The sequence below is a fragment of the Mesorhizobium sp. M5C.F.Cr.IN.023.01.1.1 genome, assembly GCF_003997585.1.
Lineage (GTDB): Bacteria > Pseudomonadota > Alphaproteobacteria > Rhizobiales > Rhizobiaceae > Mesorhizobium > Mesorhizobium wenxiniae.
In genome coordinates, this window is the sequence record NZ_RZSU01000182.1 from 1 (window position 1) to 7,629 (window position 7,629).

General features: G+C 58.5%; 9 protein-coding genes. 4 read left to right on the forward strand and 5 right to left on the reverse strand.

The annotated features are described in order from the left end of the window. Positions 1-1,116 precede the first annotated feature (1,116 nt). The gene (locus tag EOA78_RS34285; RefSeq protein ID WP_164784087.1) at positions 1,117-1,413 is read right to left on the reverse strand and encodes a hypothetical protein; all 297 of its coding nucleotides are present in this window, start codon (positions 1,411-1,413) and stop codon (positions 1,117-1,119) included. Here EOA78_RS34285 and EOA78_RS36330 point away from each other — a divergent pair. Then, complete coding sequence (locus tag EOA78_RS36330; RefSeq protein WP_164784091.1) at positions 1,395-1,481, forward strand: DUF5334 family protein; 87 nt, start codon at positions 1,395-1,397, stop codon at positions 1,479-1,481. The two genes, EOA78_RS34285 and EOA78_RS36330, sit on opposite strands and share 19 nt — an antisense overlap. Positions 1,482-1,621: 140 nt before the next feature. Here the strand turns inward: EOA78_RS36330 and EOA78_RS34290 are convergent, their stop codons facing one another. Then, the gene (locus EOA78_RS34290; RefSeq protein ID WP_127320035.1) at positions 1,622-1,915 is read right to left on the reverse strand and encodes a hypothetical protein; all 294 of its coding nucleotides are present in this window, start codon (positions 1,913-1,915) and stop codon (positions 1,622-1,624) included. 437 nt (positions 1,916-2,352) lie between these two features. Here EOA78_RS34290 and EOA78_RS34295 point away from each other — a divergent pair, with 437 nt between their 5' ends. Continuing rightward, positions 2,353-2,898 carry a group 1 truncated hemoglobin gene (locus EOA78_RS34295; protein WP_127320037.1) on the forward strand — a complete coding sequence of 182 codons (546 nt, stop codon included), beginning with the start codon at positions 2,353-2,355 and terminating at the stop codon, positions 2,896-2,898. A gap of 85 nt (positions 2,899-2,983) precedes the next feature. Here the strand turns inward: EOA78_RS34295 and EOA78_RS34300 are convergent, their stop codons facing one another. Further along, positions 2,984-3,820: an ATP-dependent DNA ligase gene (locus tag EOA78_RS34300; protein WP_127320047.1), complete on the reverse strand. Its 837-nt coding sequence runs from the start codon at positions 3,818-3,820 to the stop codon at positions 2,984-2,986. Positions 3,821-3,998: 178 nt separating this feature from the next. Between EOA78_RS34300 and EOA78_RS34305 the strand changes: the two genes are divergently transcribed. After that, positions 3,999-4,190, forward strand: a complete 192-nt coding sequence (locus EOA78_RS34305; RefSeq protein ID WP_127320039.1) for a DUF3606 domain-containing protein — start codon at positions 3,999-4,001, stop codon at positions 4,188-4,190. Positions 4,191-4,232: 42 nt separating this feature from the next. After that, on the forward strand, positions 4,233-4,469 hold the full coding sequence (locus EOA78_RS34310; protein ID WP_127320041.1) for a hypothetical protein: 237 nt from the start codon (positions 4,233-4,235) through the stop codon (positions 4,467-4,469). Positions 4,470-5,820: 1,351 nt separating this feature from the next. Here EOA78_RS34310 and EOA78_RS34315 read toward each other — a convergent pair. Then, on the reverse strand, positions 5,821-6,060 hold the full coding sequence (locus EOA78_RS34315) for a DUF982 domain-containing protein (RefSeq protein ID WP_127320043.1): 240 nt from the start codon (positions 6,058-6,060) through the stop codon (positions 5,821-5,823). 1,293 nt (positions 6,061-7,353) lie between these two features. Beyond that, positions 7,354-7,629: DUF1259 domain-containing protein (locus tag EOA78_RS34330; protein WP_127320045.1), on the reverse strand; the 276-nt coding region annotated here is incomplete at its 5' end.

Below are 7,629 nucleotides of genomic sequence, written 5' to 3' on the forward strand. Positions count from 1 at the left end.
TTCATCCCCACTTCTATTCCCACTTCCGCGCGTTGCGAGTGCCTGAAAGCAGCGTGGGACGGAATGAAACAGTTTTCCCTATTTGGCCGGCCAGGGGAATGGCTTTTTCCCCGGCATCCGGCAGACTTGCGGAAAGTCCAGATCCTTTCGCGCGCGATGTGACATCACCAAAACCTTGGCCAAAGCGACGGACAGCGAGCCCTTGGTCGATCAGACCTTGCGGGGCGGCTCGCGACTGCGGATTTCTGTCCAGCAGCCATCTACTCACCATCTATTTTAGACACCCTGATAGTTTCCATGAGGCGGTCAGACGACGCTGGCCAGCTTCGACATTTGGGGCGAGGCAAAGTCTGGCCGACTGCTCGAATGAAATTCAGGCTGCGGCGTGCACGGCAGGGAAACGGGAGTGATGGGTTGCCGATGGAAAGCAAAACTGGGAGCGGACTTTTCCAATGTTTTCCCCGGTGTGGGAATTCCCACAGCCGAGCCTGGCCCGACTGGCATATCCTTGTTTGCAACATCCAGGCCTGCGCAGAAGCCATAAGGTGTCCCGCGATGGGTCAATAAGTCTGGCACGGCAGTTGCATGGTCAGGTATGGGGGAATGGGGCGGAGGCCCGTCGCTTCGCAAATGTAGCGGCGGGTCTTCTGCATAGAGGTCGCGTCCCAGTCTACGCGCTGCCGTCCGTCTCGCTTTCCTCGTCTATCGCCCGGACCGGCAGTAAGCAGCAGTAGGTATCGGCGGAGTCGAGATCGAGGAAGACATAGGGGGTGTCTACGAAGTGGTCCTCGATGCGCTGCGGCCAAGCGACCTATTAACCGGAAACCTGTTAACTAAATTGGCCTAAGCCATTGTCCTCTATAGGGGCTTTTGAACTAACTCCCCCTCGCGAGCATGCGCGTCCGGTCCCGAAATTACCCTCCCCAATATTGGGTAATGGCCGCGATTACCACGCTATAGCAACGGGCCGTTCTGATAGCGGTGCAGTGGGCGAATTTTTGCATAGGCCCTATGGGGAACACTCAAAAGGTTCAAAAGCCTAAGATTTGGCCGCTATCCCGCTAAATGAAAAGCCCGCCACCGTGAGGCAGCGGGCTTAGGCAGTTTTTGTCCGGTTCAGTGATGGTCGCTCCGCCCACGGTTTCTACGGGGTTGCTTCGTGATCGGATGCGCTGCAAGAAATGCCTCGTCCGCCGCAATGAGCTTGGCGATTTCATCCGCACCGATCGGCAGATGGCGGTCCTTTGCGGCTTCTCGCTTCCATTGAACGGCCACGAGATCGGGTGCTGGAACTCGGATTTGATCGGCCACAGCCTGCCGGCTCCTGTCGACGCTGAGCATCCGTTTGTCAGAATAGGGGTGCGGGCGAATATCGGGACGTAACTGTCGAGAGCATTCGGCGACACGGATCAACAGTTGAAGTCGAAGTTTACGACAACGAAAGCGGCGAGTATCGGACTCTCGAAATGGAAGACGATTGATCCTTCGCCACTCTTCCGCGATAACGCAATTACTTGATTTGCCAAGATCGGTACTATCCAACGGCGGCGGACCCCAATCCGCCCGGCCGGCGCCGTCAAGCGTCCTTACCCCAACGCCCCTCAAGCGGCGTCGGCCACCTTCAGCCCCTTCGTTCGAAAGTTGGCTTCCAATCGCGATTGCGCGCCCGCTGCTGGCCTTCGTAGTCAGGAATGCATGTGAAGAACACCTGCCGGCGGTCACGGCCGGCAGCCTTGCAAGCTGAGCAAACAAAGAGCCCGATCAGGTCGTCATGCATCGAGCCGTGGTCACAGCCGAGCCTGTCAATCAGGGCCTGAATGTCGAGCTTCATCGATTTGCAGCACATCGGGTGTCCGCGATTCACATAGATGGTTTCGCGGGCGGCCAGGGTGTCGGCGAGGGTCTTTTGGGGCATGGCGATCTCCGTTGAAGGGTTCGCCGCAACGGGGAGGAATATAATCCTGATTTCGATGATAAGGGCAAGCGGATTGGTCGCAGCTCTGAGCGAAACAGCCCGCGACAGTCGCGCTAGGTTCTCTTGAGGTTGAGCGGCAGGCATTTTAGGCCGCCTAGGGAGGGAACAGGGAGACCTGTTTCGGTATCTCGAAAACCGCCAAGGGGTACGAAACAACCCACGGCGCAACGCTCTGGCCATAAGTGCGGCCGCGCCAATCGCCCCTCACCTAATGGTCATGGCTCTCGTCCAATGGAATGCGGTCGATCGGAATAATTCCGCCGGGTGGCTCGTTAGTCCCATAGAGCATGCCGGATACGGCAAAGTATCCGATGTCACTTCAACGAAGCTGCCAGACAGGCTGCTGCCGCTCTGGCTCAACTCGAAGGAGACCAGAGATGAAAACGGTTGTTTCGACCTCTTTCACAAGACGAAGCGTCGTCGCCGGGCTGGCCGTCGCCCCGATGGCTTTGGCGGCGGCGGATAATAGCTCCGCGCAGGCCAACCAAACCACGCCTGAGAACAGTCTGTACGAGCGGCTGGGAGGCGTCTTCGCCATCGCAGCGGTGGTGGATCACTTCAGCGACGCCATCGTGAAGAACCCCATCGTCGGCCAGACGTCCGAGAACCCGCAGCTGCGCGAATGGCACACCAAGAACCTTGGAAGGCTGCCCGGCCTCAAGTTCATGCGCACGCTGTGGGTCTGCGACGTTTCTGGCGGGCCCTTCAAGTTTGTGGCCACCAAGCCCGGCACGACGCACCTTGGCCTCGAGGAAGCCCACCGGGATCTCCGGATCTCACCCGTGGAATTTGATGAGGTCGCAGCGGAACTCGGGCGGACCCTGGACCACTTCAAGGTTCCGAAGCCCGAGAAAACCGAGGTCCTGGCAGCTTTCGCCGCCCACAAAGATGAGGTCACCGCCGGCTTCGTCAAGCAGGGCTGAAGCGCCTTAGGGTCGACTCAATCAACCTACCGCAAGTGCGGCTGCTTAAGGGTCAACAAAACGAGATTCAGATCGAAGCGGAAGCTCACTCGTCATCCCAGAAATCCTGCAGCGAGGCGTGCCGAAGATCTTCCTCGCCCCTCAGATGCTTCACGCGGGCTTTTATCCCCGGCTTGACCCACTGCGTTGCCGGCCGCTTTGGCATTTCCTTAGGCGGTGGCCCGGCGTGTTCCTGCACTCGTTTCCAAAGCCGCTCCCGCATCTCGCGATTGACGCTGACAAACGCGCTGCCGACATATTTGCGGGTGCCGGGCTCGGCCATCAGAGCAAACGCCGGCTTGCCCCTCTCGCGTTCAACTCCGAGAAGTTCAAACTCGCTTTCGGTGAAGGATTTTGTCTTCAGCCAATTGGTTGTCGGCCCGCTGCTATATTTGCTGTCTCGACGCTTTGATACCATCCCTTCCAGGCCGGCCGCGTCGATTAGATGATAGATCGCATTAGCCTCGCCTGGCATTGTCTCACTGAACTGGATGCGGCTGTCAGACCCTATAAGGCCGGCCAGGATTTCCCGCCGATCCTCAAGTGCCATGTCGCGCACGTCGTGGCCATTTAGGTGCAGGAGATCGAACGCGACGAAATAGAGGTCGTGCTGCCGCCGGGTGATGGCCTTTCGTAACTCGCCGAAGTCAGACAGGCCAGCATCGTTGAGCACGATAATCTCGCCGTCGATGATGGCGCTCTGTACGTTGAGACCTTTGGCTGCCTCGGCCAGATCGCGGTACTTCGATGTCCAGTCTAGGCCGCGGCGGGTGAAGATCCGCACACCGTCGGCGTCGATGATGATCTGGGAACGGTAGCCGTCGAACTTGACCTCGTGGGACCACGCGTCGCCCTGGGGCGGCTTGGCAACCAAGGTGGGCATCATCGGTGGAATGAACTCAAGCCGGCCGCCGCCGGTACTTACAATTTTACGCACTGGCTCGATTTTAGGAGGACGGCTTACATTAGCCAGAGTGAACAGATCGTGATTCCGCAGTGGCGCGGAAACAAAAACCGCTTGCCGGCGTTGCCATTGATCCGAATCTCATCAGGAGAACGACATGGCCGACGACAAGAGCAAGCGTGACTTCCGCGACCGCGACCGTGTGTCCGCCGGTGACGATTACGAGATCGAACATTTTGCCCAGCAGAACGGCGTCTCGGCAGATCAAGTCCGCCAGCTTATCAAAAGCAAGGGCAACGACCGGACCACTTTGACAGAAGCCGCGAGAGCATTGCGGGAGCGGAAATGAGATATCGGACCAACTACGAAGGCACGGGAATCAAGGCAACATATGGGTCTGGTTTTTACTGGCGAAGGTGGAGCCACTGAGCGATTCGAGTTGTGGCTTGAAGCCTTTGATGGAACAGAGCGTGTCCTCGTCGTGACATCGACCGAAGCGGTCGAAGACTTCGGCTTGGATGCCGTCCATGAAATGGCATCTAAAAAATACGATGCAGGGCAGTTGGACGAGATGGGCCACGTTAGAGTTCTGACTAGCGACCTGCAAGGTAATAGCCCGCCACCGTGAGGGCAGCGTGGCTTGGCTGCCTCAGTGAAAGCCCGCGCCCCACGGAAGGGAAGGACGCGGGCTGATCGGTGCATCTCCGATCTGCAGCTATCCAAGGAGGAATTCGAGCATTGCTGCAGTTCCCCCAACTTGCGTCTCAAGCATGTGTTCCAGAGCTAGGGCAAATTAGACGGTTACAACGCAGGAATAAGGAATGACCCTCGATTGGCTGGCCCTTACGACTCCGCCAAATGTTTTGGAACCGTTGCAGCTACTGTAGCGGTCGATTCCCCAGGATGTAGCCGCGAAGGTGCTCCTAATGTGGCAAAGGCCCGCTGCCGGTCCCCTCCCGCAGCGGGCTTTTCATTCGCTCAGCCTTAAGACGTTGCTCCCGAAGCCGAGCCGTTTTTGCATCTCGTGCGACGCGCTTGCCCTCGATCAATTCCCGCGCAGCATCCGACGTGCGCTCCGTTCTGTCTTGTTTTTCCTTATCGGTGAATGCTTGCCTTTCCCGCATTGTTCTCCCCTATCTGACAGCACAGCGCCTTGTTGCCGCACCGAACGATTGTCGCCAGATCGGGTTCCACCCGCACAGCAAAAAAGCCGCCGAATCCTTCGGTTTAAGTTTTGAATATCTCAGCTAGGAGTTCGATAGCCCGCTCCGGAGGCAACTCCGGCTCCCAAGCATCAGCTTCAGAGATTGCCTCATGCTGGCGACCGTCAATCTTGGGTCCCAAAACCTGATAATACACATCGCGAATAATTGGAAGGAATTTGGCCCGGAATTGATCGAGTTCGGCGCTACCCCGCTTTTCATGGGACTGAAGGTGTGAGCCAGTAGGAACTCTAACTTGGCGAACTCGGCCGGATCGAAATTATAGGTCTTCATACCGGAGCTTAATCTTTGCGCCAAGTCTTTGTTCCAAAATATAAAAGCCCGACGCACCTTGTGCCCGGGTTTGTCACGCTTTGCCAGTGCGATTATCCATCCGGTGGTGTAGCCCGAAGGCCAGTCACTGGTTGCATCAAAGCCCGCGACCCTCGGAGGAAGAGGACGCGGGCCTATCGGAGGAGACTATCCGATCTTCCAAAGCAAGCCCGCGCCCGGAGGGGGACGGAAAGGACGCGGGCCGGATCGGAGGACTAAGATCCGATCTCTCAGCACGGGGAGCAGTGCTGCGCGATTCAAACGTCCTGGTTCGGCCGCAGTTCCCGGACCGAAGACAAAAAAGCCCGCCGCACCTTTCGGCACGGCAGGCTTTCAGTCGTTCACCAGGCACGGGGTGTGGGCGGGGGGTTGTGCCCGGATCGTAGGAACCTACGCTCGCCAGCTGCGTCGCGTCTACCAACCGCCGGTTGGAGGGATCGAGCGCTAGTTAGAGGAGCGTAGCAACCCCTCCTCCTCGGCAGCAGCCTCGAAGGCCTTCCTAACGTCGTCGGGCGTGCGCTCGCCTTCAATGAGAGCCACGCAGACCTCGACGGCCTCCTTCCACTTAGGTCCTCCCTTGGTCCACTTCATGAGTTCCGCAGTCGCACCCTCGACATTGGTGCAGACGTAGGTGAGCCCAGGTTTGTCGGTTTCGATATGGACCGGAGGGTGAAACCAATGGATAGCACTTCCTACTCGGGCGAGAGATACATCTCCGCCTCCTTAGCGGCAGCCACGAAAGCCTTTCGTATCACATGAGGGTCAATCGGATCGCCCTCCAGTGCTGACAGGCAGAGGGTCCACGCCTTGTGCCAGCGAGGTCCTCTCCGGGTCCACCTCTTGAGCTGCTCAAGGGCTGCCCTCGTATTGTTGCAGCCATGCCTGACACCGTCCGTTTCAGTCTTCACGAACACTGGAGGAACGAACCAAAGACTTGCCATGAGACCTCCTACTCAGGCGAGAGATACACGCTCGCCACCTTGGCCGTCGCCTCAAAGGCTTCACGGATCTCTTGGGGGATACTCTGCCTTCGAACGCGTCAACGCATGATTGGACCGCTTTCGTCCACTTCGGCCCCTCTGTGTCCCACACCATCAGTTCCTCGGCGGCTCCCTCGACGTGGCTGCCCCCATGGCGAATGCCCGGACGGTTCGCTTTCACGTAGACCGGGGGAACCAGAGGAGACTCATGAGGGGTAAATTAGGGGATGCTCACATGTTTGGTAGAGGCGGGATCACAGCGGCGGTTCGGTCGATCTCTCTGACCGGCCTCATTCCGGTCATGCCAGTCGGCCTACGCCGAGCCTGGAACATTAGCAGCCACTAACTGTTATCGGGGAACCAGTGGGTCAACCCCTGCCCCGCTCAGCCCACTGCAGATCGGGAGCAGTCGGTCGGCTGCGCTCGAAGGAGCGCGGGTCCTTCCTCCGCCTCATTGGCCGCTCCCGATGCGGGCGCCGTGCTGCTAGGCTTTGGGACTCACCGGGAAACCGGGGAGGTGGTCATGAGAATTATTAACATCCTCGCATGTGTCGCCTTGCTTGCAGGTTGCGCAACAGCGGGCCCCCCGGGGCCCCAAGGGCCTGTCGGTCCACAAGGCCTGCCCGGCAAGCAGGGACCTAAAGGTGCAATGGGGGCTGAGGGTCCAGCGGGGAAGGACGGCGTCAGCGGTTGGGAAATCACCCGGTATGCAAGTGCGAACGATACAAGCCCAGACAAATCCGCACAGGCTTGGTGTCCCAAGCCAAAAGTCGTGATAGGTGGCGGTGCCAGCGCGTCAAATTCAAAAGCTTTAATTTCTAGGAGCTTGCCGGTTGATTCCCCAGCCCCAGGGTGGGTAGCACAAGCGCATGTAGCCGCTACGCCCCCAACGGCTTGGACGCTGACAGCATATGCCATTTGCGCGCTTGTCAAATAGTCGGCGCTTGGCCGGGCCGGTGAACTTTGCATTGTCGCGCCTCCTGCAGCGATGCGTTCATTATTCTCTCTTGCGATTCACATGCCGAAGCGCCTCTTCGAGTCCCCTTGCAAGCTTACTGACTTCGTCATTGGCCCAGAAGTGCATGAAGAATAGCCGCGGCTCCTCGTTGTGTAGGGCAGTGATTTCGATGTCGTGCGAGCGCAAGGCGCGCACCACAGGATTTACCTCGCTTGCCGTGAGCACGAAGTCGCCCTTCCGGGCCGCACTGAAATCCAGTGTTAACGTTGTTGGCGGGTGAGAGAATGCGGCCCGCAGCTTGAGAGTGTAGGGTAC

What these genes read in the sequence shown, in the direction of transcription:
- EOA78_RS34295 (WP_127320037.1), top strand. Translation starts at nt 2,353, where the DNA reads ATGAAAACGGTTGTTTCGACCTCTTTCACAAGACGAAGCGTCGTCGCC.
- EOA78_RS34310 (WP_127320041.1), top strand. Translation starts at nt 4,233, where the DNA reads ATGGGTCTGGTTTTTACTGGCGAAGGTGGAGCCACTGAGCGATTCGAG.
- EOA78_RS34305 (WP_127320039.1), top strand. Translation starts at nt 3,999, where the DNA reads ATGGCCGACGACAAGAGCAAGCGTGACTTCCGCGACCGCGACCGTGTG.
- EOA78_RS34300 (WP_127320047.1), bottom strand. Translation starts at nt 3,820, where the DNA reads ATGCCCACCTTGGTTGCCAAGCCGCCCCAGGGCGACGCGTGGTCCCAC.
- EOA78_RS34290 (WP_127320035.1), bottom strand. Translation starts at nt 1,915, where the DNA reads ATGCCCCAAAAGACCCTCGCCGACACCCTGGCCGCCCGCGAAACCATC.